This is a genomic window from Streptomyces sp. NPDC059668 (assembly GCF_042734135.1).
GTDB lineage: Bacteria > Actinomycetota > Actinomycetes > Streptomycetales > Streptomycetaceae > Streptomyces.
Genome location: NZ_JBHWEL010000027.1, coordinates 26119 through 50185 on the forward strand (window position 1 = coordinate 26119; position 24067 = coordinate 50185).

Consider the following 24067-nt stretch of genomic DNA (forward strand, 5'->3'; position numbering starts at 1 on the left):
GGTGGCCGGGGCCCCCCCCCCCCCCCCCGCTCCCCGGAGCGGCTTCCGACCCGGGCGGGCGCCGACGCTGACGGAAACCGGGGCGTCAGCGGACGCGGGCCACCGCGCTGTAGATACCGCTGCCCTCCACGGCGGGCGCCGGGTCCGTCCTGAACCACTCCGGCGCCGTGACCAGTCCGGGATCGACCAGGTCGAGGTCGTCGAAGAAACGGGCGACCTCCGCGCGGGTGCGGAAGCCGAGCCGGATGCCACCCTTGGCGTACTCGGCGGTCACCATCTCCGCGAGTTCCGGGTACAGGTCGGACGCGGCGTGCGACATCACCAGGTAGCTGCCGGACGGCAGGGTGGCGACCAGGTCGCGGACGATGCCGTGGGCGTCCTGCTCGTCGGGGATGAAGTGCATCAGCGCGATCAACGACAACGCGATCGGGCGCTCGAAGTCCATGACGGCGCGGGCGCGTTCGAGGATCGCCGCCGGCTGCCGCACATCGGCCTGGATGTAGTCCGTGGCCCCCTCGGGACCACTGGTCAGCAGTGCCTGCGCGTGCCGCAGAACGATCGGGTCGTTGTCGGTGTAGACGATCTTCGCCGTGGGCGTGATCCGCTGGACTATCTGGTGCAGATTCGGCTCGGTGGGTATGCCGGTGCCGATGTCGAGGAACTGGTCGATGCCCTGTGCGGCGAGCCATCCGGCGGCGCGCTGCATGAACTGCCGGTTCTGCCGGGCCGCGTCGCGTGCCTCGGGCGGCAGCTTCTCGCCCACGGCCTCGTCGACGGGGTAGTTGTCCTTGCCTCCGAGGAGCCAGTCGTAGACGCGCGCGGGATGCGCGTTGGCGGTGTCGATCTGCGGTGGCTGGGGGGTGTCGGTCGTCATGACGGGCTCCGGCGCACGAGGGGGATCACGGGTGTTCGGCAGCATCGTACTCGGAGCCGACATCACGCCTTCTCCTGACCGGAGTTGGCGTCCCGGCGGGCGCGCGGCGGTCTCGGTGAGCGAGGCCGGCGGGTGGCGGAGAAGGCACGAGGCGCCGTCTTCCGACCGGATGTCGGAGACGGCGCCTCGGGGTGGGACGGGTTCGCGGGTGGGGTCCGCCGTGCCACGGCGTCTACTTGGGGTCGCGGTCGAACTGCGCCTTCGACCAGCGGTGACCCAGGACGCTCAGGCCAAGGCACCAGGCGAGGGCGATCCACCAGTTGTTGCCGATCCCGGTACCGAGGAGGAGTCCGCGCAGGGTTTCGATGGCCGGGGTGAAGGGCTGGTACTCGGCGATCGGCTGGAACCAGCCGGGCATCGAGTCCAGCGGGACGAAGGCGCTGGAGATGAGGGGCAGGAGGATCAGCGGCATGGCGTTGTTGCTGGCCGCCTCGGCGTTGGGGCTGCCCATCCCCATACCGACCGCGATCCAGGTGAACGCCAGGGCGAAGAACGCCAGCAGTCCGAAGGCCGCCAGCCATTCGAGAACCGTGGCGTCCGTGGAGCGGAAGCCCATCGCGACACCGACGGCGCCGACGAGGACGACGCTGATGATCGCCTGCAGCACGCTGCCGACGACGTGTCCGAACAGCACGGACCCGCGGTGGATGGCCATGGTGCGGAAGCGGGCGATGATGCCCTCGTTCATGTCGGTGGCGACGGACACGGCGGTGCCGACCACCGTGGAGCCGATCGTCATCAAGAGGATGCCCGGCACGATGTAGGCGATGTAGGCGGCACGGCCCGCGCCGCCGCTCATGGTGTTGCCGAAGATGTAGACGAAGAGCAGCAGCAGCATGACGGGAGTGAGCAGCAGGTTCAGTGTGAGGGAGGGATAGCGCCGGGCGTGGAGCAGGTTGCGGCGCAGCATCGTGGACGAGTCGCGCACGGCGAGGGAGAAGGAGCTCATCGAAGGGCCTCCTTGGCCTGGTTCGGCTGGTTCTGCTGGTTCGACTGCTTCGGTACGTCGGTGCTGCCGGTCAGGGCGAAGAAGACGTCGTCGAGGTCGGGGGTGTGCACGGTCAGTTCGTCGGCTTCGATGTCGGCGGAGTCCAGCCGGTCGAGGAGGGAACGCAACTCGCGCTGGGTGCCGGCGCTGGCGATCTGCAGGATGAGGCCCTCGTCGTCCCGGGAGGCCTCGCGCAGTGCGAGGGCGGCGGACTGGTAGGTGTCCGGGTCGGTGAAGCGGAGTCGGACGTGTCCGCCGGGGATCAGCCGCTTGAGTTGCTCGGCGGTGCCCTCCGCGGCGATCCTCCCGTCGTGGAGGACCGCGATGCGGTCGGCCAGTTCGTCGGCCTCCTCCAGGTACTGGGTGGTGAGGAAGACCGTGGTGCCGCTGGTGACGAGTTCGCGGATGATCTGCCACATGGTGTGCCGCGAGCGCGGGTCCAGGCCGGTGGTCGGCTCGTCGAGGAAGATGATGCGCGGGCCGCCGACCAGGGTCATGGCGATGTCCAGGCGGCGTTTCATGCCGCCCGAGTACGTGGAGGCCGGCTTCTTCGCCGCCTCCACCAGGTCGAAGCGCTCCAGGAGTTCGGCGGCGACGCGCCGGCCCTCGGCCTTGGACAGGTGGTGCAGGTCCGCCATGAGGAGCATGTTCTCCTCGCCGGTGATCAGACCGTCGACGGCGGAGAACTGGCCGGTGACACCGATCACGGCGCGTGCGGCTTGCGCCTGGGAGGCGAGGTCGTGGCCGCCGACGTGGATCTGCCCGGAGCCGGCGCCCGGGGTGATGAGCGTGGAGAGGATCTTGACTGCGGTGGTCTTGCCGGCGCCGTTGGGGCCGAGCAGGGCGAAGACGGTTCCTTCGGGGACCGTCAGGTCGACGCCGTCGAGGACGACCTTTTCGCCGTAGGACTTGCGCAACCCGTACGCCGCGATGGCCAGGTCGGTCATGAGGGGGACTCCTTCGGAGACTGCGGTCGGTGGTGTCGCCGTGGGTCAGACGCTGCGGGCGGTGATGTCGCCCTGGGCGGTGGTCGCCCGGATGGTCAGGACGGGGGTGTCGTCGGCGTTCCGGAGCGCGTTGCTGATACGGCCGTGGCCGGTGCCGGCGTCCAGGGACGCGGAGACGCCGCGGGCGGCGCCGACGGTGATGTCGCCGGACTCGGTGCGCAGGGTGACGGTGCCGCGTGTGGCTTCGGCGATGTTGAGGTCGCCCTTCTGGGTGCTGATCTCCGCGGGGCCGCCGAGGCGGCCGACGGAGATGTCCCCCGCCATGAGGGTGAGGCGGGCGCCGGTGGTCTCGTCGAGCTTGACCGTGCCCTGGGCGCCCTCGAAGTCGACGTCGCCCAGGCGTCCCACGCCGCGCAACTCGGCGGCGGCCGCCTTCGCTTCGACGCGGGAGCCGACGGGAAGCTGGACGGTGACCTCGACGGATCCGGAACCGCTGCCGAGAAGCCGGTTCTTGGCCGGTGCCGCCTCGATACGCAGGACGCCGTCACCGAAGGCGACCTGGATCTGCTCCGCGGCCTTCACGTCGCGGCTCTTGGAGGCGTTCGCCGGCAGGACCTCGACGGTGGTGTCGGCGCGGTCGGCGGCGATGAACTGGATGCGTCCCGCGGGGATGTCGAGGACGGCCGAGACGGGGGCGGGGGTGTCGAACTTCTGCATGGTGAACTCCTTCTCCGGTACCGCGCGCCCTTGCGGCTCGCGTTTTCCGATGAAGGAAACGCTACGTTGCATTCACGGATCTGACAACGGCCTTGTTGCATCAAATTGCCATAGCAGCAGGTAGATGCAGGAAGTTCATTGCAATGGTCTCGACGAGAACGCAACGTCTCTCTCAGAAGGCTGTTGCAATGGAATGACAGTGAACGCTCAGAGCGATGTGCCCGCGTCGACGCCCTCGGCTCCCAGTACGTTCAGAAGGGCCAGCGCCTCGGCGCCGTGGGATCCGGGCGGCGCGGTGTACAGCACGAGGTACTGGTCGCGGTCCGTGAGCGAGAGCGAGTCGCAGTCGACGGTGAGCTCCCCGACGACCGGGTGGCGGAAGGTCTTCGTGAGCATCGGCGCGGCCTGCACGTCGTGCCGGTCCCACAGCCGCGCGAACTCGGGGCTGGCGTCGCGGAGTTCCTCGACGAGTCCGGTCACCGCGGGGTCGGACGGGTACCGGGCGAGGGTGAGCCGCAGCCGCATGACGACGTGATGCCGGAACTCCGCCGCGTCGGAGACCCCGTACAGCGGCGCACCCGTGCGGGCCGGCCCGAGGAAGGCCCGGCGTGCGAGATTGCGGTCCTCCGGGGCGAGCTCGGCGAAGTCCTCCATGAGCGCGGCCGCGAGGTCGTTCCACGCGAGCACCTCGAAGACGGCGGATGTCACGAAGGCGGCCGTCTGCGGCAGCCGGTCGAGGAGCGCGAGGATGCTCGGGCGGACGTCGCGCCGGTGCAGTCCGCTGCGGCTCGGCGCGGTGCCCGCGAGGACGTGGAGGTGGTCGGACTCGGTGTCCGTGAGTCTCAGCGCGCCCGCGATCCCGGCGAGGACCTCGCCCGACGGCCGGGGCGCCCTGCCCTGCTCCAGCCGGACGTAGTACTCCGTGGAGATGTGCGCGAGGACCGCGACCTCCTCGCGGCGCAGACCCGGTGTGCGGCGCCGCGAGCCAGAGGGCAGGCCGACGTCCTCCGGCCGGAGCCGCTCGCGACGACTGCGGAGGAACGCGCCGAGCTCCTGCTTGTCCATCCCTCCAGTCTGCACGCCGCGCGGCGACGGATCCTGTTACCGCCTGTGCCTGCATCCGGCCCGGAGACCGGCTGACACTGTCGGCATGACGAACGACATCGACATCGCACCCATCGGCCTGCTCACCGGAAAGGTCCTGTTCATCACCGGCGCCAGCCGCGGCATCGGGGCGGCGGCGGCCCGTCTCTTCGCACGCGAGGGCGCCGCCGTCGTACTCGCCGCCCGCGGCACCGACGCCCTCCGGCAGATCGTCAACGGGATCCGCGCCGACGGCGGCATCGCGGACGCCGTGTCCGTGGACCTCGCCGACCGTGCGAGCGTCCGCGCCTCGGTGGACCGTGTCGGCGAACTGCACGGACGACTCGACGGCGCGTTCAACAACGGGGCGGCGATCCAGCAGCCCGGCCTCCTCGACACGACGAGCGACGAGGACATCGAGGAGCAGTTCGCGGTGAACTTCCGTGGGCACTGGACCGCGATGACGGCCGAGGCCGCGCTCATGCGCCGTGGCGGGGGCGGAGCGATCGTCAACACGTCGAGCATCGGCAGCCGCCGCGCGAACCCGGAGCTCCCCGCCTACGGCGCGATGAAGCGCGCGCTGAACAGCATCACCGAGAGCGCGGCCGTGACCTGGGGGCGGGAGGGGATCCGGGTGAACGGCATCACCCCGGGCGGCACCGCGACGGAGATGATCGACAAGTGGGAGGCGGCGTCCCCGGGCGTCGTCGCGCGCATCGACGCGAGCATCCCGCTCGGTCGGATGGCCGAACCTCGCGAGGTCGCCGAGGTGGCCGCGTGGCTGCTCAGCGACCGGGCCTCGATGGTGACCGGCGCGATCGTCCCGGTGGACGGCGGCGCCGGCGCCTGAGGGACGCCGGACGTCCATGACCGCCGCACTCCGACCGAGGGGGCGGGGGCCGAGGCCGGCAAGCGGATCGGCGCTGACACGGGCGGGGCCCTCCGCTTGCCATGACGAGGAGACGCTCCGGTCCGCCACATGCTCCGGACTGTCCCGGAGTGCTTCAGGGGTACCCCGGCTCCGGGGGGCGGGGCACCGTGGCGGGAGGCGGTGCGCGGTGCCTGGTCCCCCGTGTGGCGCACCGTGTGCTTCGGGCGTGGAGTGGAAGTGCGGGAGACGGCTACATGCTGGAGATCAAGCGCCATCCCAAGGACCCCCGGCCTGGCGTCCTGCACGTCGACAGCTGCACCATGGCCCACCGGAAGACGTCACCGATCTCCGCAGCCCAGTTCCGCGTCGCCATCCGGGACACCGAGTACATCGAGACCTGCAGCTTCTGCCGACCGGAAGCCAAGCCGGACGACACAGCCGACTGAAACGTTGCGCAGCCATTGCGCAAAGGCCGGCGCACGGCGAACCCGCAGCTGCGCAACTAACGCCCCATGGCCGCCAGTTGCGCAGCTAGCTACCCGCCGCGGCGCCGGTCAGGACAACGACGCCAGGCGCCGCGCAGGGACTGCGCATCGCCGTACACCCGACCGGCGCAGGTCACAGCAGTGCACACCGGTATCGCGACCACGCTGGCGGACATGCGCGAGGACCACGACACCTCCCCCGGAAAGCCGACCACCCACGGTAACGAAACGAGATGCACGCCCCTCGACGCTGTGTGACTCTCGTGTCACCCCCACTACGCGAGAACGGGACCCGGGACTGCCGGCCGCAGCACGCGAACCGCCAGCCCGCCGCCCCGGCTGCACGCCACCTGGTCACCACGGTGCGCAGCCGGGGCGCACCCATTGCACGCCGATCGCACAGCTGGCCACCGCCCCGCACACACTGCGCAAGCATCACCCTGGCTGCGCAACCGACCACTGCGCGACCGCGCAGCCGCCGCGGCAACTCCACCGGTGTGGCCTGTGGTGGGACCACCTCCGAGCCCCCACCACTCGCGAAAGACTCTCCCCCGCGCAACTGCGGGGGCTGTGCAACGGGCCGCCGCATCGCTGCGCAGCCCTGCTCTCAGACCGCCGATTGGCGACTGCCCATACGCCAGGGTTCGCCACCCCTAAAAGCCGCCTACCTGGGCGTATGTGCGCGGCACCCCTCTAGCGCCACCGTTCGCCATGATCATTCGCAACAACATAAAAGCGCGCGCCGGTAGGGCCAGCCGGTCGTGGCCGCCCCCGACAGGCGCAGCAGATCGAAGGCGACGAAGTGCGCCGGCCACTCCTCCGCGGCCCGGGCGGCTGTGTCGGCTAGGTCGGCTGCTGTACATGCGTCCTTGGCAGCATGTTCGGCTTCCGCCGACCGCGTGGGCGGCTGCGGCATCGAGGGCGGCCTGGTCGCCGGCTGCGCGGGCGTCCGTGGCGTAGTTCTCTGCGCGGCCGACTGCCGCGTCGGCGGCTGCGGCGTCCTCGGTGGCCTTGCGGTCGTACTCGACCGTGCGGGCCAGTGACGCCGTGGCCTTGGCCGCGGCGCCGGCAGCGTCGGCTGCGTAGGCCAGAGCCTCCTGAGAGTATCCGCGGGCGGCGCTTGCGTAGCCGGTGGCATTGGCCGCGTGCTGGAGGGCTGCCTCGGCGTCGCCGGTCGCCTGGTCGGCGAGGGCCTGAGCGGTCTGGGACTCCTCGAAGGCGTTGCGGGCGTGGGCGACGGCGACGGCCTTCTGCTGCTCGGCGATCTACGGCATCCGTGCCACGGCTGGCAGCGACGTGGCCGGGGTGCGGAGGGACGGCGACGCGCGGAGGCCGGGCAGAAATTCGCTTTCAACCTTTAGCCTGCGGCGCCGCTCTACAGAGGGGTGACAGGACACAGCCCGTTGACAGGGCCCAAGAAGGAGAGCAGATGCCGGACAACGGCCGAGGCTCCGAAGCACCGCGGGAATCCCAGGATCCCGAGAGCTTCGAGGTCTTCGCGCAGGCGAGTCAGAGACGGTTGTACCGGACCGCGTACCTGCTGTGCGGGGACCCGGACACGGCACGTGACCTGACGCAGACGACCCTGGCCAAGCTGTTCCAGCACTGGCAGCGGGCGAGCGCCGCCGACCATATCGAGGCCTACGCCAGGACCGTGCTGACCCGTACCTACCTGGCCGAGCGGCGGCGCCGGCTGAGAGACCTGCTGGCACACTCACGTCCCGACCCCAGGTCCGCCTCGGACCACTCCGACCTGCGCGTGACGCTGATATCGGCGCTGGCCGAACTGCCTCCCCGCGCACGGGCCATGGTCGTGCTGCGGTACTGGGAGGACCTGAGTGTCGAGTCCGTCGCCGAGCTGTTGAAGTGCAGCGAGTCCACGGTCAAGAGTCAGTGCTCTCGTTCGCTGGCCCGGCTGCGCGCACAGCTGGGCGAAGCCCACACCTACGCCACGGGGAGTTGAGGAACCGCCATGAAGGACAACATCAGCGAAGAAGACCGTCACAGCGCCCTGCTGGTCCGGGACGCCATGGAGAACACGGTGGCACAGCTGCCCGCGGTGCACGACCTGGTGCCCGCCGCCGTGACGCAGGGCCGGCGCCGCAGAGCGCGGGCCCGTCTCGCCATTGCGGCCGGGAGTGTCTGCGTGGCCGGGGCGGTGGTGGCCGCGTCGTTGGCACTCGCCGGTGGGCACGATGCCCGTTCGGCCCGTCCCGCGGCGAGCGGGACACCTGTGCCGCACGAGTCGTCAAGCCCGGTCCGGCCGGAGGGCTACCGCTCACCGTTCCACCAAATTCCGCCCCTGGAAGACCTGCAGTTGGAGGGACTCACGGTGCGCGAGCGGACGCAGCGCGCGGATTTCCAGCAGAAGGCAGCGAGGGTCCTTGACGAGCTCTTGCCGGACAGCGTCGGCCTGGTCCGGCCGTCCTACGCCAATGCGCGGAGCTATCGGGGCGAGACGGCAGACGGCAAAGTCTTCCCGCTCGCCTTCAGCACGTACTACTCACGAAGCGGTCCCGGCCCGGGTCCCTGCCTGAAGTACATCAACAACACGCGAGGCGGCTGCGAGCACGTCACGCTGTCCAATGGCATCAAGGCAATGGTGGTCCGCCTGACCGACCATGCGGTGGTCCCGCTCGTGCACACCCAGATCGAGTTCTCCTACCGACACCATCACGTCACATTCCGTGTCGAGTCGGACCCGAAAGCCGAGGTCGATTCCCCGGTATCCGGCAGGGAACTCCAGACCATTGTCAGCGACCCACGCTTCCTCGACCTGGTGCGGGACGCCATCAAGCTCCCGCTGGAAACAAAGAAACCCACCAACAAGGGCAGCTGAGAGGCCGTCCGACCGCGAGGAGCCGTCCGACGGGTCACGCCGTGGTGAACACGGCGACCGGATGACGGCTGGCCGGGCCGTGACTCGAAGTCCGATCGCCGGGTTGAACACGCCAGCGCCGGACCACCTCCCGCCGGACGGCGCGCGAGCCGGGCCCCGGATCCGACCGCCCCGGGGCTCGGCTTACCAAGCTTTGTCGCTCCGGGGCTACTTTCGGAACTGCCGCACGCGGCCCTCTCCCGCCACTCGGCCCTCGCACTCGTCACAACTTCCCCCTCCCCTCCGGCTGTCTCACCCTACGGCTCTGTAGAAAATGCGGCCCCAGCGCATCTCCCGGCCGTTTGGACCTCGACACACCACGCTTTCCCCGAAACAGCCAGGTCACCGTATGTCCAGTGAACGAGGCATGCCTGTGCCCCTTGGAGCTTCGGCCTCTATGTCGCCGTACGTGCGGAGAGGCGCAGGAGTCAGTAGGGCGCCCGCCTCAGCGTCACGAGTCGCCCTGGTGTGCCGATCAGACCGGGCGCAACCCTGTGCCGCAAGGGAAGCCCCCTGCAGCCGCAGCGACTAGACCTCGACGAAGGCGACGACCACCACGGTCCTCAAGGCCGTCACCCAGTACAGGAGCCGGACACGCTCGACGTCGTCGACGTACTGGCGTAGCCGCCGGCCAGTGCTGTCGCCGGGGAGGGGTTCGCCGGCGTCGGGGTCGACGGAGATGACGCCCAGGGCGCGATCGAGGGCGCGGATCTCCGCCTCATGGTGATGTTCTCCAGCTGCTTGGCGGCGGAGTCGGAGAAGACGATCCGGGCCCTACGTGCTCCGTACTGTCGAGCCATCAGGCGACAGCCGGGCGCTGAGCTGCGAGCCGGGCGAGTTTCGCCTGGCGCAGCTCCTCCCAGGGCGTGCAGTCCTCTGCTGAGGGCAGGCCGTTGGCGGCGATGTCCTCCAGGACGGCGGCGAGCCGGTCGGCGCTCTCGCGGGTCTGGGCCGCGTACGCGCGGACCGCGTCGGCGGCCGCGGGCTCCAGCTGCTGCCGGGCGTGGTCGGCGGGGGCCGGCTGTTCGCTCATCGAGGGCTCCAGGGGCAGAACTGGCCTCTGCTCCCACGGTATCGGCCCATCCGACCCCCGGGGAGCGCTCCGGACGAACCGGCCCATCCGAAAGGGCCGCCATGGAGCGCGGTGGGGCGGCCCGTCGCCGCGGAACCGGCCGGCGTACCGCTGGCCGCGTGCGCGACGTCCTGGCCGGCGAGCACGGCGTAGCGTGCGGGCATGCGCTTTCCGCTGGGACTGGGTAGAGCCGGTGGTGGGAGCGGAGCAGCGCCGGCAGTCTGTCGCACGGGAAAACAGACGCGCCGTTCGTGGCTCCAGGTAAACCCGCCTCCAAGCTCGGTCGGCGGTCTTCAAGAGACCATGCCCGCCTGAATCAGGGGCTCCGGCGGGGTGTGGGCGGGGAGCTGGTCGTTGGGATGATGACCCAATCCGTGACGCTGGCGGGGTCTGCGTCGGGCGGGCGGGCGCGGGATTGCGCTCGAGCGGGAAGGCCGCGCCCGGCGTCGGGTGTCCCGGTCCGGTGCGTACCGGGACACCCATCAGCATCGTGACACCGGCCATGTGAGCGCGCCGCGCTGAACAGAGCGGCCGGATGACGGACGGCTTCGCCCCGAGCCGTGCGCAGCCCTTCAGACCGCACAACGACGGGCGGCCCAAGCCCAGGGCAACCTGCCCCAGGCAGGGAAGAGTGTGTGTAAGTCCCCAGGTCGACTGCGCCATAACCGTTGGCGTCGATGTCCGCCCGAGGGATGGGAGTCGGGCAGGTTCTCAGTCACAGTGGACGTACTCGGTCGAGGGGAAGCCGTGGCGGGGGAAGGAGGACCGATGCCGGAACCCGGTCTGTTCGAGCTGGAAGCCGTTGTGGTGGGGCAGCCGAAGCGTTCACGGTGGCGTAGATACGCGGGCCCCGCCTTGGCCGTGTCCACCGTGAAGGGGACTCCGCTCGCCTGGGTCACATACTCCGACGACACGCACTCCGTCCTCACGAAAACGTCCGGTGAGTTCATTGTCGGCATCGAGCAGTTCGGGCCGGTGGAGTTCCGCTTCACCGACGCCGCGGACCGGGCGGCCGGCACCGCCGGTGCCTCTGGACACATCAAGACCCGGCAGCTGGGCCTCCAGACGGAACAGGGACGCCAACTCCTCCTCACACGGCCGGGTCTCCTGTTCGCCGAATGGCATCTCACGGAGACCGATCCGGAAAGGGGCCCAGCGCCGGAGATTCTCGGCCGGGTCACGGTGAGCACCATCGACTCGTGGATCGGGTTGCAGCAGTACGTTGTCGAAATGGACCCTCGCCTGGACGCCTCCGAACGGCGGACCGTCGTCGCCTCGGTCGTCTGTTTGCACCTGCTCCGCCGGCCTCCGGGTGCCCATATCGCGCCGGCGTGAGAGGGGCCCTGCCTGGCTGCACCACTTCATGGGACGCGATCCCGCCTCACGACAGCGACCGCACCCCCGCTCAACGGCCCATCAGCGACAGCAACCCTGCCTGACAAGCCGTCACCGACACCCGCCCTCTGACACCAAACCGGCGCATCGCACCACCGGCCCGGTCGCCCCCCGAGGCCGATCAGGACGTGCACGGCCCGGCGGACGCCGGAGCCGATCCGCCGTACGCGGTGAGGACACACCGCGGTGAGAATCGCGGTGCCGGCGGCTGAGGACCCCCACAGGCGGCGGACCTGGACGCCACGAGTCTCCCGGTGACCGCCACAGCCCGGGTCGGAGCGAACAGGACGTCACGGTCTACGCCGGCTCTCGCCATCCTGCGACCGGGGACAGGCGTCGGTGTCGCTGCCTGTCCGCGGGGCGCAGCCCGCCGGCAGGGGCGAGGGAGGTCCGCAGTTGGAGCTTCTCGGCGGCGCCGCTGTCCTGGTCCGGGCCTAACCCAGCTGGCGGATTTCCTGGTCGCCGAGGGGGTGGTCGACGACATCAGCCACGAGGGCCTGCGCATTCTGCTCCGCGAGGGAGGTTTCAACGCCTGAAGACCTGGAAGACCTCCCGCGACCCCGACTACGCGACCAAGAAGGCCCGTGTCGAACACCTCACGCGATCGCCGACGGCGAAGTCCTACCCGAGGACGACGGACCCGAAGTCATCTTCTGCATGGATGAGTTCGAGCCGCTCAACCTGATGCCCCAACCAGGCCGGCAATGGGCCGAACACGGCGGCGAGCATAAGAACCCCGACCGTGAGCCACGCCGACGGCGGCGGGCGGCCTACAACCGCTACGACGGGGTGCGGCACCTGTTCGCCGCACTCGACCTGGCCAAGGACGAACTCATCGTGGCTCAACCGCATCGAGGCCCAGTTCACGGCCCTGCGTTACTTCACTCTCGACGGCACGGACCATGCCGACCACAAGGAACAGGGCAGCATGATCCGGCGCTACATCATCTGGCGAAACCGCCACGCCGACGACCGACGCCTACGCGCCGTCGTCGACAGGGCGAACGTTGCCTGATGCGGCGCTGGGTTGGCGCGGGCGTACTCTTGATCACCATCCTGAGGGGGTCTACGTGGCAGCGACGGGGATACAGAGGACTGGCCGAGCCGGTGGCGCACTGATGCTGGTGTCTGCGGCCGTCCTCCTGACAGGTTGCGGCGACGGCCGCGGCGATCCGCCCCCGAGGCCGAAGGCGGGGCCCGTGATCCGCACCTGTGTGACCTCGTCGGGCGGTCTGCGGGCCGACTTGAACGGTGACGGTACGGCCGACGAGGTCTCGCCCGCCTCCGCCCCCCGCGCCGGTACCGACTCCGACTCCGGGCTCCGCATCACCTTCGGCGCGACTCACGGACCCGACACCTCGGTGACTCCCGAGCAACTGGTCGGCGACCGGGGTGACCACCCGGTGACCGTGTCGGCGGCGGTGGCGGACTTCGACCGGGACGGCTGGCTGGACCTGTTCATCGCCGCCACCGGGAAGACATGGGGCGACGACCCGATAGATCCAGCCGTATCCGAACTGCGCCTCGGCCCGTTCTCGGCCCGCGGACGTGGACAGAGTGACCATCACGTCGACCTGAGCGAACCGCGCGCCGCAGGCGTCGCCGACTACAACCACGACCGGTACCCGGATCTCGCCGCCTACGTGTACGACGGGGACGGGCAGCATTCCGTGAGGGCCCGCCTCGGCGGTCCGAAGGGCCTCGAAGGCAAGCAGACCGCCTCCGACCTGCCGTACACGAGCGGGGCCCAGCAAGGCGATGCGCCCACTCCGGACTCCATGCCGGCCCCCAGCCTGCGGACGTTCTACCCGTCGTGCGAGGACAAAGGCAAAGGCTGACGGCGACGCGTGTGGCCCCGCACCCGACCGACGATCTCTCCATCGAACCCGGGGCGGTTCAGAGAGTAGGGCAGCATGATCCGCCGCTACATCATCTGGCGGAACAAGCACGCCCAGGACGAGCGCCTGCGCGAGGTGATATCCCGGGCAAACGTCGCCTGAGCTGCGACTGCGTGCTTCGCCGGATCACCCTGCGGAGCCCGGGCCGACAGGACGGACGTACCACTCCGAAGCGAAGTCTGCTTTCAGTACCACTTCATCCTGCATGAGGTAGTCCGCGTCATGAAGGTCAACTCCGCTGACCACAAAGTGACTGATGCCCGAGTCAACCACCCGCACTTCGGGCTCCACCGGCGCCTGCGCCGCCACCGGCTCCCGCAACGGCGCAGTCTCGGCCACGTCCTGCCCGGACGGCTCGGTGAGCACCTGGGCCATCGTCTCTCTCGTCACCCGCAGCCGCGACCACACCTCACGCTCACCCGCCAGCCGTGAGGTTAACTCGGCTATCTCCGACTCGAGTTCCTTCACCCGGACACGGGTAGCCACCTCCCGCGTCTCCAACTCCTCGATCAACGACACCATCGATGCCCCCTACTTCACCCGCCACAGCAGATGGATGCCTACCCCGCCCACACCGTCAACCAGCGTTCTCCCAGCTCAAGGGCTTCCCCGGAGGAGAGCTACACCCATCGTCGACCGCCTCACCTTCGGCGGCAACATCATCGAGACCGGCACTGACTCCTACCGCCTCGCCACCACCCACGCCCGTGCCGAGCAGCAGCAAGCGGTCGGCTGAGTGGCGAGGAACCACCCGGCCTCTCAGTTCTCCAGAAGGCGCCGACGCCACCATCCGCACGCACCCCACGAACCTGTCAGCATGAGGTGAGAACTGAGGGGAACAGCTCGACGGTCGAATTCGGAATCGAGCCTGGAGACGAGCCTGCCAAGGTCTTCCCGAGCACCACGAGGAAGCCACAGCAGCACGTCCGCCAGGCGGTCTCGCGCCACGAGAGGATCACAGCACTCGCAGGCCATCACAGGATCCGGCAGCACGCGCCCTGGCTGTCTCAGATACCACTGGCACTCGGCCAGGGCAGCAGCCACCGCTCCTGGCCATAGTCGGTCCTCTTCCAATTTCCGGATCGCTACGCGAGTTGCCGCAGACACACCGCGGACCCGGCGGACCGGAATCCCTCTTCTGGGCCGCCAACGCTTCGCGCGCAACCCCTTCGGACGCCTACGTGGCATCGGCCTTTCGGATCAACATGCCGTCATCCTGTCACGGACCGGACTGCCTCCGCACGTGGTCACAGAGAGCCCGCGCCATGGCAGGTGCTCTTACTTCTCACCGACTTTCCTTCGCTCTCCGGACGAAGAGTGATGCCGGAACCCATCGACAAGCGGTCTCGGTTCAGACCTACGCAGCCACATCTACGGTTTTTCACCTGGTATCCCACGGCCAGCGACGAGCAGGGACGCCGGATCCGGATCAGGGGGAACTGGCCCATCCTCGTCGACCAGGACACGGGGGCGTGCCGGATCGTGCGGGGGTCACGCGAGATGGCCGCGCTGCGGGGCACGTCCGAAGTCCGTACGGGACGCTGGCGTGCCGCCGCCGCTCGCCGGCAGCCCGGCCCCGGCGGGGGCTAGCTCGTCAGACCGAGTACGGCTGCCTAGGGCGGTGGCGGGTCGGGGCGGGCGGCCGCGAGGTAGCGCCAGGCGGTTGAGACGTCGATGCAGAAGATGCTGGTCAGCCGCAGAGGATCCGCGGATGCGACGGCCTCGTCAAGGATCCGTTCCTCCCGTGGTTGGGACATCCGCAGGTCCAGTGAGGGGAACGTCGGCTTCAGCGTGGTGAAGTGAACAGGGGGTGGGCCGGGTCGAGGGCGGTATGCGCGCTGACGAGCAGGTGGGGATTGACGCAGTGCGGGCAGCGCCGCCCGACCCGCGCTGTCTCCCTGGGCATGCCCGGTGTCCGCCCGCCGGAGCCTAACCTGCGGCTGGAGCGTGACGAGTGAGTTCATCACCGGAGCACCTGGCCCGAGCGCGGGCAGCGGACTCCGACCGGCGACGGACCCATGTCCTCAAGGTCCTCGACGAGCTGGCCGCAGAGGGCCAGGAGATCACCGTTTCCTCCGTTGCCCGCGCCGCCGGCGTCCACCGCAGTCTGATCCACCGGCACGGTGACCTGCACGCGGCCGTCCTCGGCCGCGCTTCCGGGCCGCCGCCCGGCACAGCGACCGGGACGCAGGTCAGCCGCAAGTCGCTGCTGGCCGACGTCGCGAACCTCACGGCCCGCAACAGGCGACTGTCCGCGCACGTTGCCCGGCTCGAACGGCACCTGTCCGAGGCCCTCGGTCAGACAGCTTGGGAAGCCTCCGGCCTCGGCGCCCGGCCGACATCGAGACACTCACGCGCCGCACCACCGAGCTGGAACAGCAGCTCCTCGACCTGCGCGGCGAACTCGCCGAACGAGACGAAGACCTCCAAGCCGCCCGCGCGGCTAACCGTGAGCTGATGGCCCGGCTCAACCGCTGACGTCAGTCGCCCAGGAGCCGCCATAACACTGACGCTGCGACGCGGTTCAGGCTATGAGCAGGCGGAGGCCGAGATCTGCCGCGTCGAGGTCGGCGAGGTCGCTGTTGCGTTCGGCCCACCGGCCGGAGTCGAGGTCGTCGCTGAGGCTTCGCACCGCCCGCTGCTCGGCCTGCGGCCCGACCCTCGTCCACACTGACATCGCACGGCGGACGTGATCTTCCAGGTACGCCCCCGGTCGGCGCCAGTACGCCTCGAACAGGCCGTCAGTGCAGTCCCACGGGATGGGCACCGGCTCAGCGCGGGCGCAGATCGCGTCGGCCATCCCGGCAAGTGAGGGAAATTCCGCGAGAACGGCGGCGAACTCGGGCAGGTAGTCGCGAGTAAGCCAGAACCGGTCCTGCCATCCGGGCTCGTCGGTGTCGAACGTGAGCACCACCACGCGGCGGGCCACACGGCGCATCTCGAGCAGCCCCGCTATCGGGTCCGCCCAGTGGTGAACGGTGGAGACGGCCATCGCAGCGTCGAAGGACTGGTCCTCGAACGGCAGGCTCTCCGCGGCAGCGACCACACACGGCGCTGAGCCGGCAGGCCGCTGCCCCCGCATGACCGCCGATGGCTCCACCGCGGTCACGTCGCGATCAGCCGGCTCGTAGGAGCCGGTGCCGGCCCCGACGTTCAGCACCGTCTGCGCGTCCCCGAGCGCGTCCCAGATCCGCGCGGCGATCCGCGGCTCGGTACGCCGGGTCGCCGTGTAAGCGCCGCCGATCGCGTCGTACAACCGTGCACCGAGCATCTCCAGCTGCTCCTCCGGCGTCACCATCAGTCCCTTCGCCCGTGCCTCAAGTTCCCTGTCGATGGCCCCCACCATGGCCTCAGCGCGATCACGCCGCTCCAGCAGCAGGCCGCGCAGTCGGCGCAGGTGCGCGTCCGCGTCGGCGGACGGGTCGCCGACCAGTTCCGCAACCTCCCGCAGGCCGAAGCCCAGCCGCCGATAGGCCAGCACCTCCCGCAATCGCTCCACGTCGCCCGCTGAGTAGGCCCGGTACCCGGCCACGGTCCGCGCGGACGGACGCACGAGTCCGATCTCGTCATAGTGATGCAGCGTGCGAACGCTCACGCCGGCCAGCCCGGCCACGCGTCCCACGGTCCAGTGATCCTCCACGGCAGCGACTATGCAGCCTGACGCCACGTGAGAGTCAAGGGCGGGGGTATGGGGTGGCCCTGGCGCCCAGATCACACGGACTCTGGCGGCAGCCCAGGTCTACGGTGCATCTCGACTGCGGCGGACCGTCGTTGACCGTGGTTGACCGCAGGATGTGGCACGACTGCGCCCTTCGATGCGAACTCTCGGCTGGATGGGGTGACGCACTCGCTTTCGAGGTCTGTTCCTGCTCGTCAGGACAGCGTTCGGCCTTGTCCACGGTCGTTCACCATCGCGTGCCAGTCGGTAGGCCCGGACGCCCGTGAACGGCTGATGGCCGCCGACGAATGAGACCAAAACTGAGACCACGTCCCGTCCACACGCTGCGGCAGAGCTGGCCAGGCTCGCTTGTCGACCCGTTACTGGGCCGCGAGCGTGATGGCGGAGAAAATCGAACACGTGCTTGAAGTTGTTCATGGGGCATCCAACCGGCCAGGAGAGTTGCCTCTGCCGCAGCGGAGAACACGGCCTGCCTCACGTGCTCGCTGAAGTGGCCGCGCAGCAGTGGCGTCACTTCGGGTGCTGAGGCATCGGATGGCCGGGCGCCGGCGAGGGTCGTCAGTCAGCGCGGATGATCATGTCGACCAGGGTCTTGGCCGCGGCCCGCAGCCGGGACGGATCCCGGTACACGCTTTCGATGACGACGTTGCCGCGCGTCATGGTGACCAGGACCCGCGCTGCCTCGACCGGCGGGACTGCCAGCAGACCGGCGGCGTCGTCCTGGGAGAGCCGCTCGGCGAGGACGCATTCCAGACCGTCCAGCAGGTCGCGCAGCGCGGCCCGGATGGGTTCCGTCCCGGCCCGGGTGTCGGTGGCCGTCTTGGTCGATAGACAGCCGCGGGCGGGGGTGCCCGCAGTGAGGGACTCGATGGTGAAGTCGAAGAAGTCCAGCAGCGCCTTCCGCAGGTCAGGGTGCGCGAGCCGCGCTGCGGCGTCGGCGAGGAAGGCGTCTTTGTAATCCTTGAAGACGCGCAGGAACAGCGCCTCCTTGTCGTGATACGCGTTGTAGAGCGAACCGCGCTGAACGCCGGTCGCGATCGCCAGGTCCGCCATCGAGGTCGCGCCGTAGCCCTGGCGCCAGAAAACGTCCAGGACCTGCTTCAGCGCCTGCTTTTCGTCGAACTGACGTCTCCCTGCCATGCCCTCATGCTAGCCATTTTTGACGCACCCGTCAAAGTTTGCAACACTGTCAAACATGACGAGGCTGTCAAAGATGGCAGCCACTCTTCGAGGGCAAGGCCCCCCCGCCCCCACACCCAATCGATGCGCGGATCAGCGCAGCAAAGGAGTCAACCCATGACCCGCAGGCGAGTACTCATCACGGGCGCGTCCAAAGGCATCGGCCGCGCCCTCGCCGAGCAGTTGGCAGAAGAAGGCCATACCCCCGTGGGCATCGCCCGCAGCGCACCGCAGTCCTTTCCCGGCGAGTTCTACGAAGCCGACCTTGCCGACCGTGCGGCCACCGATCAGATCCTGGGCGACGTGATGAGCGCGGGACCGGTCGACGCCGTGGTCAACAATGTGGGCATTGTGCGAGCCGCGCCCATCGGGGAGGTCGCTCTGTCCGACCTCGACGCGGTTCTCGACATGAACGTGCGCACCGCGGTCCAGATCGTCCAGGCCGTGTTGCCCGGCATGCTCGAACGGTCCTGGGGCCGCGTGGTGAACCTCGCCAGCCTGGTCACCCTGGGGTGGCCCGAGCGAACGTCCTATGGTGCGGCCAAGGCCGCCATGGAGTTCTTGACGCGAGGCTGGGCCGGAGAGCTTGCTGCACGCGGGATCACCGTCAACGCCGTCGCCCCGGGCCCCACCGAAACCGAGTTGTTCCGGGAGACCAACCCGCCGGGGTCGGCCGGAGCCGCCCGCTACCTGGCGACTGTTCCGATGGGAAGGTTCGGGCGCCCTGACGAGCTCGCCGCCGCCATCGCCTTCCTGCTCTCCGAGAAGGCGGGTTTCATCACAGGCCAGACCCTGCGAGTCGACGGCGGTGCGAGCATCGGCCGCAACACCGCCTGAGAACGGCGGACACGAGAGGGTGGATCGGCGCCGCTCGAGGAACCCGGACCGGCGAAGGCGCGCCTGCGCAGGGCTCTTGAGACCCTCGTGCGGACGGATCTGGCTGCCCTGACCGCCGCGGCTGCATGGCGGTGCACACGGCGACAGTGGTGGCGCGGACCGACGAGGTGGCGACCGATCTCGTCCGCTGCGCCTTCGAGCGCAACGAGAGCGCCTTCCGTGCCGTGATCGAGGAGGGGCAGCGCTCGGGAGAGATCTCGCCCGGACGCGACTCCACCACTCTGGCCGCCATGCTGCAGAACACGGTAATGGGGCTGCGGCGCGCGGTGCGCGTCGCCGATGATGCGGATCGGCCGGCCCGCATCATCGACGCGGTGATCGACTCCCTCTGACCGTCGGCCCCCACTTTCGGCCTCTGACCCTTGGCGTCGGCACGCTGCCCCCTAGCGGTCCCCTTACATGCCCGCGCCCGGGGTCCCGCCTGCCCTGATTTTGTACCTCGAGTTCAAGAACGGTGATTCCGTGCAACCCTTCCTCAACGCCCGTGCCGCCTTCTGGACCGCGGGCGCCGTCGTCGCCCTCGCACTCTGGACCAGCGCGTGCCCCACCATGACCTATCCGCTCTACCAGGCCGACTGGCACGTCTCGACGACCACGGTGACCTGGATCTTCGCCGCGTACCCGATCGCGCTGATCCCCGTCCTGATCATCTTCAGCGACCTGTCCGACCACATCGGGCGGCGGTCCGCCATGCTGCTCGGCCTGCTGGCCGAGCTCGTCGGGGTGCTCCTCTTCGCATTCGCCGACGGCGTCCCCTGGCTCATGGCCGGGCGGGCGTTCATGGGCCTCGGAGTCGGCCTGTCCCTGAGCCCGGCGAGTGTGGCCATGGCAGAGTTCAGCGCCCCGGGCAAGGAAGGGCGCGCCGGATCGATCGGCACGGCCATCTCCTCGTCCGGTATCGCCCTGGCGATGCTGGTCGGCGGCGCCCTGACCCAGTACGCCCCCTTCCCGCTGCACCTGAACTTCTTCGTCCTCGCCGCCGTGATCGCGGTCGTCGTCTGCTTCGTCGCCGGTATGCCTCACCACACCGCGAACGAGACAAGCACCCGGTGGCGCGTGCGCGCGATCGTCATCCCCCGCGGTAACCGCGGGGTCTTCGCCGCCGGCGCGGTCGCGTTCGCGTCGTCCTTCCTCCTCGGCGCCATCGTGCTACCGCTCGGCGCGAAGATTGCCCACCAGCTGGCGGGTTCGACCAACGCCCTGGTCACCGGCGCGCTGCTGTCGGTGTTCGCGGCATTCATCGCGATCAGCGCTCTACTGGCCCGGCGCCAAGGGCCGTGGGCCCTGGTGACGGCCGGCGCAGCCGGGTCGATCGCCGCGGTGTGGCTCCTCGTCCTCACCAGCGCCACCCACTCGATGGCGGTCTTCTTCCTCGCGTCGGCGTGCGCTGGCGCGGCCTACGCCTTCGACTTCGCCGGCGGGCTGACCGTTCTCAACACCTACGCCGCGCCGCACCACCGCGCGAGCATGGTGTCCGGCGGCTACCTCGCCGGCTACCTCGCCCAAGGTGTAGGGGCACCCGTGCTCGGCTGGGTCGTCACCGCCCACGGACTGCCGGCGGCCCTGCTCACCGGCGCCGTGGCCTTCAGCGTCTTCTTCGCCGCGGCGCTCTTCACGGGTCTGGCCAGGCTGCCGCGCAGGCGGCAGCCCGAACTCCACACGGCTGACGGCGTCGCGGCCCGTTCAGTCCCGCCCGCGCAGCGTGTTGCGGACAGCGTCCACGAAACCGCTGACCAGATATGAGCATTCCGCGCTATCGGAAGCACCCCAGCCGGTGCCCACGGCCCGGCAAAGTTGACCTCTAATGGGTTTGGGCAATTTGCCTTATGGAGAGAGGTGGCAAGTTGCCAAGCGGGGCGGAACGGTTCTCGTGTTGCTCAACCCACCACTTTCGCCAGCTCCCATCCCGTCTGTCATCGACCCACACCATGGAGCGGTCGTGGCCAAGGGCCTCGAGGTCGCGCCATTGTACGAACGACCTTGACGCCCTGGGCCACGACGGCTCGGCTCAGCCTGGGTCGATGGCAGACAGGATGGGAGCTCCCCCGCGCACGCCACTCCGGCGCTCGGCGGCCTACTGTTCAAGTCTCCGTCGGCCCCGGCCCCGCATCAAACGTGCGCCGATCGATCAGCGCATTCCTCGGGTCCGGGCGACCACTGGCCAGCGCAGTATCTCCGGCTCAGGTCACCAGCTAGTCGCCCTGGTCGTCCTGCAGCATGCGGCGGCGTTCCTGTTCGCGCTTGGAGTAGGCCGCGGCCCAGATCGCTCCGTCGCTCTCCAAGCCTGATCCCAGCGCGCCGCCCACCGTGGCATTCGAAGCGACGAACCGATGTCGGGCTCGCCAGGCCAGCCCGACCATGGCAGTGCCCTGCAGCGACGCGGCGCAAGGTGTTGGAGGTCCCGGGCGGTTACGGGCGGGGTTGTCGGCGCGGTTGTTGGCCCCGTCCGGAGCAGGAATACTCCGCCCCGCCTGCCGCCCGGGGAAGGAGGGGCCGCGGCGTGTCTGGCGCCTACGGTGGTCGTTGATCGGATAACGCACGCAGGTACCCACCACTGCCGCTGTGCGGAGATGAGGGCCCGGGCTCCCCCCTGACTCCGGGCCCTCAGCCGCGCTCAGTCGGCGAGAGCCTGGCCGAGGGTGGGGTAGCAGGCAAGGACCGTGTTCAGGCCGACGAGTTCGACGACCCGCTGCACGGGGTGCGACATGGCCGCCAGCCGTACCCAGCCGCCGGCCGAGACCGCGGTGCCGTGAGCAGAGGCCAGGACGCTTATCGTGCTGGAGTCCACGAAGGTGACCGCGCTGAGTTCGAGCACGAACCGCGGCGCACCGCCGACGTCGGCCTGGAGCGCCCCGCGGAGCAGGTCGACGTTGTCGCTGTCGATCTCGCCGTTCAGGACCAGGACGCGGATGCCCGCGGCGGTGGTGGTCTGGGTGATGGACAGCGGGGTGGGCTGTTCGGTGGTGTCCTGCATGTCTGCCACGTGCCCTTCAACACTCCTCTGCATACAGACCAACTCCCCTGCAGGGGGGAGAGCCTGAAGAGATCCATCTTATGGGCGCCGCCTGTGCGTGGCGGCGCCACGGGTAACCTGCGCGGCTGGGGTACGCGGTACCGGAGGGGGACCCCGGTGAGAGACGAAAGCAGTCGTATATGGACGAATCATCCGTGGAGTCCGGCGGTGGCACCGATCTGGCGCTGGAGGTCTCCCTTGCGCTGGAGGCCGGCGGCTCGCGTATCGCCCAGGCCCGCCACCTCGCGGCCGCCTTCCTCGCCACGGTGGCGGACGGCGGTATCGCGGTAGCCGCGGACACGGTCCAGATCGTCCAGCTGATCGTCAGCGAACTCGTCACCAACGCCCGCAAGTACGCGCCCGGACCGGCACTTCTCCATCTGCGCGTCACCGGCCCTGTGCTGCAGGTCGAACTCCAGGACAGCAACCCCGCGGCGCCGACTGCCAAGGCCCCGGATCCCACCCGCGTCGGCCAGCACGGCCTGGAGATCGTCGCGGCCTTCGCCCGCACCCTCACCGTGGAGCAGACCTCCGCCGGCAAACGCATCACCGCGGATGTCGTCCTCCACCCCGCCACCGTGTAGCCGAACCGGTTCGCCTTCCCTTCCTCTTCACTTCGCGGCTTGCCGCATCCCGCTGTTCAGGCTGCCCTGCCTCCGGGTCGACACCTCTGCGCTGACGTGGTGATCTAGGTCTCTGAACACCTCCCACCAGGGGTGTTACCCGCCCCTTCAGGGCAGCGGAAATAACGGAACAGGTGACCGTTCAGGGACCAGATGTGGAGGCACGGTGAGGGTCCAAGCCAACGATGCGAAACCCGCAGCACGCGACGCGTCGGCGTCACACGCGAGACGCCACGCCGAAGAACTACAGAACGAAAACGCGCAGCTCGAAGGAGACCTGCGCTCCCATGCCGTGGTCGACCAGGCCATCGGCATCATCCTCGCCATGGGACATCTCACCCCGGAGCAGGGGCGGGTGGTGCTCCAGGACGTCTCGGAGGCGACTGGCATCAAGCTGCGGCATGTGTCGGAACTGATCGTCGACTGGGCCCGCACGGGACAGCTCTGCTCCGACATCCGCACCGCCCTCGACCACCAGCTCACCCAGCACGCACCGCCCGCACCCGCCGGCGAGTAGCCGCTCTCGCAGCAGGGGCGCCGTGCGCGGCCCGCGGTGGCGATTGAGCGACCGCGCACGGCTGAGCACCCCGTGCACAGAGCACCCGACAGGATGCTGACACGCAGGATGCACCCACCGAAGCGCGCCGCGCGGCCTCGCTCCGACTCCCCCTGGCGCCTGCCGTGAAAGCCAGGCTTCGACGGACTGCGGGCGGGGGCTCGGTCTGCCGAGGTGCTCATCCGTTCGGTCGCCGTCTGCTCGCACCGCCCGGCCGGCACCCGTGAGATGAGATCGAGTCGCCCTGTCACCGTGAGGAGCACGGGACGGCGGGTACCCGAGGATCCCCTGGATGTCGGGTGGCCGAGCGAGCCGGCCACGCGCGTGGGAAAGGAGAGCAGCATGCCGCGAGGTTCGAGTCCGAAGCGTGAGCGCCAGTACGAGCACATCAAGGAGAGCGCCGAGAAGCGCGGAACCTCCGAGGGCCGGGCGAAGGAGATCGCCGCGCGCACCGTGAACAAGGAACGCGCCCGCGCCGGTGAGTCCGCCACGGCCAGCAGGACGTCCCTGCGGGACAAGAAGTCCGCCTCGCAGCGCGGCGGCGAGCGCTCCCACCAGGGCGCGCAGGGGCCCACGAGGGACCAGCTGTACGCGGAGGCGAAGAAGCGCGGCATCGACGGCCGGTCCTCGATGAACAAGCAGGAACTGGCCCGGGCCCTCGGCCGCTGAGCACGCAGGCCACCGTTCGGCGGGAGAGGCAGGGGCCGGCTCCGTGGCAAGCGAGTGGCCCATCAGCAGGTAGCCAGAGCGCCGGGGGGGGGGGGGGCGGCGCGGGGAGCGGGGGGGGGGCGGGGGAGGGGGGGGGGGGGCGGCTGGTCGTGTGTGTGGGTGGGCTGGTGAGCGTGTGTGTGT

At 69.6% G+C, this 24067-nt stretch carries 25 protein-coding genes and 4 pseudogenes; 17 read left to right on the forward strand and 12 right to left on the reverse strand.

Annotation, left to right across the window (positions count from 1 at the left end):
- Positions 1 to 85: 85 nt before the first annotated feature.
- The 5 genes from ACFV2J_RS20795 to ACFV2J_RS20815 form a co-directional block, all read right to left on the reverse strand.
- Positions 86 to 874 (reverse strand): SAM-dependent methyltransferase, encoded by a 789-nt coding sequence (locus ACFV2J_RS20795; RefSeq protein ID WP_385092038.1) that lies wholly within the window; start codon positions 872 to 874, stop codon positions 86 to 88.
- A 232-nt stretch (positions 875 to 1106) separates the two neighbouring features.
- A complete protein-coding gene (locus ACFV2J_RS20800) occupies positions 1107 to 1883 on the reverse strand; it encodes an ABC transporter permease (protein WP_385092035.1) in 777 nt (258 codons plus the stop codon).
- The gene (locus ACFV2J_RS20805) at positions 1880 to 2869 is read right to left on the reverse strand and encodes an ATP-binding cassette domain-containing protein (RefSeq protein WP_385092032.1); all 990 of its coding nucleotides are present in this window, start codon (positions 2867 to 2869) and stop codon (positions 1880 to 1882) included. The genes ACFV2J_RS20800 and ACFV2J_RS20805 overlap by 4 nt, the downstream gene beginning before the upstream one ends.
- Before the next feature lie 45 nt (positions 2870 to 2914).
- Entirely contained in the window at positions 2915 to 3586 is a 672-nt protein-coding gene (locus tag ACFV2J_RS20810; protein ID WP_385092029.1) for a DUF4097 family beta strand repeat-containing protein, read from the reverse strand.
- A gap of 207 nt (positions 3587 to 3793) precedes the next feature.
- Complete coding sequence (locus ACFV2J_RS20815) at positions 3794 to 4651, reverse strand: helix-turn-helix transcriptional regulator (RefSeq protein WP_385092027.1); 858 nt, start codon at positions 4649 to 4651, stop codon at positions 3794 to 3796.
- Between the two features lie 85 nt (positions 4652 to 4736).
- On the opposite strand from ACFV2J_RS20815, the gene ACFV2J_RS20820 reads away from it, so the two are divergent.
- From ACFV2J_RS20820 to ACFV2J_RS20840, 5 genes are all read left to right on the forward strand, one after another.
- Entirely contained in the window at positions 4737 to 5519 is a 783-nt protein-coding gene (locus ACFV2J_RS20820; RefSeq protein WP_385092024.1) for an SDR family NAD(P)-dependent oxidoreductase, read from the forward strand.
- 275 nt (positions 5520 to 5794) lie between these two features.
- Entirely contained in the window at positions 5795 to 5986 is a 192-nt protein-coding gene (locus tag ACFV2J_RS20825; protein WP_385092021.1) for a DUF6233 domain-containing protein, read from the forward strand.
- A gap of 908 nt (positions 5987 to 6894) precedes the next feature.
- On the forward strand, positions 6895 to 7068 hold the full coding sequence (locus ACFV2J_RS20830) for a hypothetical protein (protein WP_385439930.1): 174 nt from the start codon (positions 6895 to 6897) through the stop codon (positions 7066 to 7068).
- Positions 7069 to 7454: 386 nt separating this feature from the next.
- Complete coding sequence (locus ACFV2J_RS20835) at positions 7455 to 7988, forward strand: SigE family RNA polymerase sigma factor (RefSeq protein ID WP_385092018.1); 534 nt, start codon at positions 7455 to 7457, stop codon at positions 7986 to 7988.
- 9 nt (positions 7989 to 7997) lie between these two features.
- The gene (locus tag ACFV2J_RS20840; protein WP_385439933.1) at positions 7998 to 8864 is read left to right on the forward strand and encodes a hypothetical protein; all 867 of its coding nucleotides are present in this window, start codon (positions 7998 to 8000) and stop codon (positions 8862 to 8864) included.
- 567 nt (positions 8865 to 9431) lie between these two features.
- Here ACFV2J_RS20840 and ACFV2J_RS20845 read toward each other — a convergent pair.
- Positions 9432 to 9703, reverse strand: a pseudogene (locus ACFV2J_RS20845) (hypothetical protein).
- Positions 9703 to 9936 (reverse strand): hypothetical protein, encoded by a 234-nt coding sequence (locus tag ACFV2J_RS20850; RefSeq protein ID WP_385439935.1) that lies wholly within the window; start codon positions 9934 to 9936, stop codon positions 9703 to 9705. The pseudogene ACFV2J_RS20845 and the gene ACFV2J_RS20850 overlap by 1 nt, the downstream one beginning before the upstream one ends.
- Positions 9937 to 10743: 807 nt before the next feature.
- Between ACFV2J_RS20850 and ACFV2J_RS20855 the strand changes: the two genes are divergently transcribed.
- The 4 genes and pseudogenes from ACFV2J_RS20855 to ACFV2J_RS20870 all read left to right on the forward strand — a co-directional run.
- Complete coding sequence (locus ACFV2J_RS20855; protein WP_385088707.1) at positions 10744 to 11310, forward strand: hypothetical protein; 567 nt, start codon at positions 10744 to 10746, stop codon at positions 11308 to 11310.
- 494 nt (positions 11311 to 11804) lie between these two features.
- Positions 11805 to 12385, forward strand: a pseudogene (locus tag ACFV2J_RS20860) (IS630 family transposase); the annotation flags it as partial.
- Positions 12386 to 12569: 184 nt separating this feature from the next.
- On the forward strand, positions 12570 to 13208 hold the full coding sequence (locus tag ACFV2J_RS20865; RefSeq protein ID WP_385088705.1) for a VCBS repeat-containing protein: 639 nt from the start codon (positions 12570 to 12572) through the stop codon (positions 13206 to 13208).
- Positions 13209 to 13277: 69 nt separating this feature from the next.
- Positions 13278 to 13370, forward strand: a pseudogene (locus tag ACFV2J_RS20870) (transposase); the annotation flags it as partial.
- Positions 13371 to 13394: 24 nt separating this feature from the next.
- Here the strand turns inward: ACFV2J_RS20870 and ACFV2J_RS20875 are convergent.
- The gene (locus tag ACFV2J_RS20875; protein WP_385088703.1) at positions 13395 to 13790 is read right to left on the reverse strand and encodes a hypothetical protein; all 396 of its coding nucleotides are present in this window, start codon (positions 13788 to 13790) and stop codon (positions 13395 to 13397) included.
- 91 nt (positions 13791 to 13881) lie between these two features.
- On the opposite strand from ACFV2J_RS20875, the pseudogene ACFV2J_RS20880 reads away from it, so the two are divergent.
- Positions 13882 to 14004, forward strand: a pseudogene (locus ACFV2J_RS20880) (AAA family ATPase); the annotation flags it as partial.
- Positions 14005 to 14881: 877 nt separating this feature from the next.
- Here the strand turns inward: ACFV2J_RS20880 and ACFV2J_RS20885 are convergent.
- On the reverse strand, positions 14882 to 15025 hold the full coding sequence (locus ACFV2J_RS20885; RefSeq protein ID WP_385088701.1) for a hypothetical protein: 144 nt from the start codon (positions 15023 to 15025) through the stop codon (positions 14882 to 14884).
- 197 nt (positions 15026 to 15222) lie between these two features.
- On the opposite strand from ACFV2J_RS20885, the gene ACFV2J_RS20890 reads away from it, so the two are divergent.
- Entirely contained in the window at positions 15223 to 15726 is a 504-nt protein-coding gene (locus tag ACFV2J_RS20890; protein ID WP_385088699.1) for a hypothetical protein, read from the forward strand.
- 66 nt (positions 15727 to 15792) lie between these two features.
- Here ACFV2J_RS20890 and ACFV2J_RS20895 read toward each other — a convergent pair whose 3' ends face one another.
- Positions 15793 to 16890, reverse strand: a complete 1098-nt coding sequence (locus ACFV2J_RS20895) for a methyltransferase domain-containing protein (protein ID WP_385088710.1) — start codon at positions 16888 to 16890, stop codon at positions 15793 to 15795.
- Positions 16891 to 17505: 615 nt separating this feature from the next.
- Positions 17506 to 18087: a TetR/AcrR family transcriptional regulator gene (locus ACFV2J_RS20900; protein ID WP_385088697.1), complete on the reverse strand. Its 582-nt coding sequence runs from the start codon at positions 18085 to 18087 to the stop codon at positions 17506 to 17508.
- A 156-nt stretch (positions 18088 to 18243) separates the two neighbouring features.
- Between ACFV2J_RS20900 and ACFV2J_RS20905 the strand changes: the two genes are divergently transcribed.
- From ACFV2J_RS20905 to ACFV2J_RS20915, 3 genes are all read left to right on the forward strand, one after another.
- A complete protein-coding gene (locus ACFV2J_RS20905) occupies positions 18244 to 18963 on the forward strand; it encodes an SDR family oxidoreductase (RefSeq protein WP_385088695.1) in 720 nt (239 codons plus the stop codon).
- Positions 18964 to 19088: 125 nt separating this feature from the next.
- Positions 19089 to 19355: a TetR family transcriptional regulator C-terminal domain-containing protein gene (locus ACFV2J_RS20910; protein ID WP_385439941.1), complete on the forward strand. Its 267-nt coding sequence runs from the start codon at positions 19089 to 19091 to the stop codon at positions 19353 to 19355.
- 130 nt (positions 19356 to 19485) lie between these two features.
- On the forward strand, positions 19486 to 20766 hold the full coding sequence (locus ACFV2J_RS20915) for an MFS transporter (protein WP_385088693.1): 1281 nt from the start codon (positions 19486 to 19488) through the stop codon (positions 20764 to 20766).
- Between the two features lie 871 nt (positions 20767 to 21637).
- Here ACFV2J_RS20915 and ACFV2J_RS20920 read toward each other — a convergent pair.
- A complete protein-coding gene (locus tag ACFV2J_RS20920; protein WP_385088708.1) occupies positions 21638 to 21997 on the reverse strand; it encodes an STAS domain-containing protein in 360 nt (119 codons plus the stop codon).
- 179 nt (positions 21998 to 22176) lie between these two features.
- Here ACFV2J_RS20920 and ACFV2J_RS20925 point away from each other — a divergent pair, with 179 nt between their 5' ends.
- From ACFV2J_RS20925 to ACFV2J_RS20935, 3 genes are all read left to right on the forward strand, one after another.
- Entirely contained in the window at positions 22177 to 22620 is a 444-nt protein-coding gene (locus ACFV2J_RS20925) for an ATP-binding protein (protein ID WP_385088691.1), read from the forward strand.
- A 205-nt stretch (positions 22621 to 22825) separates the two neighbouring features.
- On the forward strand, positions 22826 to 23176 hold the full coding sequence (locus tag ACFV2J_RS20930; RefSeq protein ID WP_385088689.1) for an ANTAR domain-containing protein: 351 nt from the start codon (positions 22826 to 22828) through the stop codon (positions 23174 to 23176).
- Positions 23177 to 23557: 381 nt separating this feature from the next.
- A complete protein-coding gene (locus tag ACFV2J_RS20935) occupies positions 23558 to 23884 on the forward strand; it encodes a plasmid stabilization protein (protein ID WP_385088687.1) in 327 nt (108 codons plus the stop codon).
- Positions 23885 to 24067: the final 183 nt, after the last annotated feature.

Bases quoted from the DNA above. Each gene is read 5' to 3' on its own strand.
- ACFV2J_RS20935 (WP_385088687.1), top strand. From the start codon at position 23,558: ATGCCGCGAGGTTCGAGTCCGAAGCGTGAGCGCCAGTACGAGCACATC.
- ACFV2J_RS20900 (WP_385088697.1), bottom strand. From the start codon at position 18,087: ATGGCAGGGAGACGTCAGTTCGACGAAAAGCAGGCGCTGAAGCAGGTC.
- ACFV2J_RS20850 (WP_385439935.1), bottom strand. From the start codon at position 9,936: ATGAGCGAACAGCCGGCCCCCGCCGACCACGCCCGGCAGCAGCTGGAG.
- ACFV2J_RS20905 (WP_385088695.1), top strand. From the start codon at position 18,244: ATGACCCGCAGGCGAGTACTCATCACGGGCGCGTCCAAAGGCATCGGC.
- ACFV2J_RS20820 (WP_385092024.1), top strand. From the start codon at position 4,737: ATGACGAACGACATCGACATCGCACCCATCGGCCTGCTCACCGGAAAG.
- ACFV2J_RS20800 (WP_385092035.1), bottom strand. From the start codon at position 1,883: ATGAGCTCCTTCTCCCTCGCCGTGCGCGACTCGTCCACGATGCTGCGC.
- ACFV2J_RS20910 (WP_385439941.1), top strand. From the start codon at position 19,089: ATGGCGGTGCACACGGCGACAGTGGTGGCGCGGACCGACGAGGTGGCG.
- ACFV2J_RS20815 (WP_385092027.1), bottom strand. From the start codon at position 4,651: ATGGACAAGCAGGAGCTCGGCGCGTTCCTCCGCAGTCGTCGCGAGCGG.
- ACFV2J_RS20885 (WP_385088701.1), bottom strand. From the start codon at position 15,025: ATGTCCCAACCACGGGAGGAACGGATCCTTGACGAGGCCGTCGCATCC.
- ACFV2J_RS20805 (WP_385092032.1), bottom strand. From the start codon at position 2,869: ATGACCGACCTGGCCATCGCGGCGTACGGGTTGCGCAAGTCCTACGGC.
- ACFV2J_RS20795 (WP_385092038.1), bottom strand. From the start codon at position 874: ATGACGACCGACACCCCCCAGCCACCGCAGATCGACACCGCCAACGCG.
- ACFV2J_RS20925 (WP_385088691.1), top strand. From the start codon at position 22,177: ATGGACGAATCATCCGTGGAGTCCGGCGGTGGCACCGATCTGGCGCTG.
- ACFV2J_RS20920 (WP_385088708.1), bottom strand. From the start codon at position 21,997: ATGCAGGACACCACCGAACAGCCCACCCCGCTGTCCATCACCCAGACC.
- ACFV2J_RS20840 (WP_385439933.1), top strand. From the start codon at position 7,998: ATGAAGGACAACATCAGCGAAGAAGACCGTCACAGCGCCCTGCTGGTC.
- ACFV2J_RS20825 (WP_385092021.1), top strand. From the start codon at position 5,795: ATGCTGGAGATCAAGCGCCATCCCAAGGACCCCCGGCCTGGCGTCCTG.
- ACFV2J_RS20875 (WP_385088703.1), bottom strand. From the start codon at position 13,790: ATGGTGTCGTTGATCGAGGAGTTGGAGACGCGGGAGGTGGCTACCCGT.
- ACFV2J_RS20835 (WP_385092018.1), top strand. From the start codon at position 7,455: ATGCCGGACAACGGCCGAGGCTCCGAAGCACCGCGGGAATCCCAGGAT.
- ACFV2J_RS20810 (WP_385092029.1), bottom strand. From the start codon at position 3,586: ATGCAGAAGTTCGACACCCCCGCCCCCGTCTCGGCCGTCCTCGACATC.
- ACFV2J_RS20855 (WP_385088707.1), top strand. From the start codon at position 10,744: ATGCCGGAACCCGGTCTGTTCGAGCTGGAAGCCGTTGTGGTGGGGCAG.